This is a genomic window from Streptomyces europaeiscabiei (genome assembly GCF_001550375.1).
Classification (GTDB): Bacteria; Actinomycetota; Actinomycetes; order Streptomycetales; family Streptomycetaceae; genus Streptomyces; species Streptomyces europaeiscabiei.
In genome coordinates this window covers 1-1,863 of record NZ_LRTR01000869.1, presented here as the reverse complement: position 1 = coordinate 1,863, position 1,863 = coordinate 1, and the positions used below count along the sequence as shown (strand labels likewise).

The window sequence follows — 1,863 nt, the reverse complement described above, 5'->3', positions numbered from 1 at the left end:
GATCTCACCGGTGCTCGCAGGGCGCCGCCCGCGCCCACCCGTCCTGCCGCGGCGGCCCGACCGCCCGCAGCCGGGGCGCGGCGGATGTGAGGCTCAGTGGGCCTCCGGGTGCAGGCGTTCCGGACCGGCGGCCGTTTCTGCTCTCAGCTTGGCGCGGAGTTTCTGCTGGGGTTGGGAGAGGGGGCCGGGGGCCGCTCTCGGGGGGATGCCGTGGATCGGGGCGCCGGGGGGGACCGGCGGTTCGTAGTGGTCGGGGGCGGTGTGGAGGGTGAGGGCGGTGGTGGTGAGGAGGAGGGTGGTGAAGGCGATGGCGGCGTGGATCCAGCGGCGGGCGCGCAGGTCGGCTCGCTCGCGGAGGGCGAGCGGTCTGGTGGGGCCCGGGCGGATGTCCGAAGGGAGCGCGGCCAGGAGACGGCTGAGGTCGTCGGCCGAGACCGGCTCCGGGAGGCGCTTCGTGACGGTCGCGCGGGCGTGGAGCAGCCGGCCGGCCGCGGCGGGTGTGCTGGACTCCGTCTCGGCGGCCGTGTCGGGCAGGTCGAGGCCGACGCCGTCGTAGAGGACCAGAGTGCGGCGGTACGGGGGCGGCAGTTCGAGCAGCGCGGTCAGCAGGGCGCGGCCGGTGGGGTCGGCCGGCGGCGGTTCGTGGTGCCGGCGGGGGACGGGGCGCAGTCGGTGCCAGGGGGAGAGGGCGTACTCGTGGGCCGCCGCCCGCACCCAGCCCGCCGGGTCGCGGTCGACGGCCACCTCCGGCCAGCGGTGCCAGGCGAGCTGGAAGGCGCGCTCCACCGCCTCGCGCGCGAGGTGGCGCCGCCCGGTGAGCAGATAGGTCTGTTGTACGAGGGAGGGGGCGCAGTACGCGTAGAGGGCGTCGAAGGCCTGGCCGGGTGTCAGGGGTGGTGGGGTCGTATCCGGATCGGCGGCGGCGGTGTCGTCGCCCTCGCCGAGCGGTTGCTGATACGACTCGGTCCCGCTCCGGACGGGCAGCTCGCCGGACGTCTTGACTCCGGCCCCGGCCCCGTGTCCAGTCTCTGCCCCGGCCCCGGCCCCGGCCCCGGCCCCGGCCCCGTCTCCAGTCCCGGTCACCGGATCGCCTCTCGCAGCAGCGACCTCCGTTGGACCAACCTTCGTACGAAAAAGCACATAAGCACATATTGGGCGACACGTGCATGAATCCTTCGTTACGCCGGTAAAGCGCGTGTCGTTGGGAGCATGGCCGACGTGACACACGCGACCGACCCGAACGACCCGACCGCGGGGCCGGGCCACCACCCCGCCGACCACGGCCGGTCGGCATCCCCCACGGCACCCGGGGCGTCCATGAGGCCCCTGCCGCCCATGCCGTCCTTCTCCTCGTCGCCGCGGTCGCCGCTGCTCAGGCGGGTGCGGCGGAGGTCTCCCAAGCTCGTCGCCGGCGTACTGGGCGGGGCGCTGGCGGCGGGGCTCGGACTCGGGGCGTTCGTCGCCCTCGTGACGGTGCTGTGGATCAGTTCGCCGTACCCGGACAGTGGGCCCGACGGGGCGTTGCACGTGGCGGCGGCGCTGTGGCTGCTCTCCCACGGCGTGGAACTCGTCCGCACCGACACGCTCTCCGGCGACGCCGCCCCGGTCGGCCTCGTCCCACTCCTTCTGCTCGCCCTGCCGGTGGTCCTGCTGCACCGATCGGCCCGCGACCATGCGGGCGACGGTTCCGGTACGAGCGCCCGTACGACGTGGGCCGGGCTCGTCATCGGATACGCGACCGTCGGCGCGGCGGTCACGTTGTACGCCTCGGGCGGGGTGCTGCGGCCGTCGTGGTTGTGGGCCGCGCTGTGCGTGCCGCTGCTGGCGGCGCTCGCGGCGGGCACGGGGGTGTGGGCGGCGCGC

At 75.1% G+C, this 1,863-nt stretch carries 2 protein-coding genes; one reads left to right on the top strand and one right to left on the bottom strand.

Translation table 11 applies throughout. The features are described 5' to 3' along the window. Positions 1-93 precede the first annotated feature (93 nt). Positions 94-1,083, bottom strand: a complete 990-nt coding sequence (locus AWZ10_RS44300) for a SigE family RNA polymerase sigma factor (RefSeq protein WP_244172770.1) — start codon at positions 1,081-1,083, stop codon at positions 94-96. A gap of 126 nt (positions 1,084-1,209) precedes the next feature. Here AWZ10_RS44300 and AWZ10_RS44295 point away from each other — a divergent pair. Further along, a partial coding sequence (locus AWZ10_RS44295) for a cell division protein PerM (protein ID WP_244172769.1) occupies positions 1,210-1,863 on the top strand: 654 nt, incomplete at its 3' end.